Genomic DNA, 338 nt, shown 5'->3' with positions numbered 1-338 from the left:
GCTTTGGAGCTTGGTGTGAGCCGTATCGCTGTGAACCGGGTTTTGAATGGTCTGAACCGTAGCAGTCGTATTTTGATGGCTTTGTACCAGAGGGCTCGCCAGAACCGTGAGCGTGACCTGCTTTACTATTCTCCGGGTGTTATGGCTGATCGTCTGCTTGGCAGGGAAACGTTGTTGCCGACGGGCAACGCTCTTCCTACCGTTCAGGTTGTTGGCAAGAAGGGCGGTAAGTATGGTAATCAGAATGCCAGGAAGCACTGGGGAAAGGAGGGTGTGTGATGGTACGTATAGAAGATGCTAAGATAGTGATAGAGATACCTTGTCGGAGCAAGCGGGAC

General features: G+C 52.1%; 1 protein-coding gene. It reads left to right on the top strand.

Annotated elements, in window-relative coordinates:
• A partial coding sequence (locus EII32_RS11855; protein WP_233582406.1) for a hypothetical protein occupies positions 1-279 on the top strand: 279 nt, incomplete at its 5' end.
• Between the last annotated feature and the right edge of the window lie 59 nt (positions 280-338).

It is taken from the genome of Prevotella sp. OH937_COT-195 (assembly GCF_003932845.1).
Lineage (GTDB): Bacteria > Bacteroidota > Bacteroidia > Bacteroidales > Bacteroidaceae > Prevotella.
Note: the sequence above shows the minus strand (reverse complement) of the source record. Positions and strands in the feature narration are given on the sequence as shown.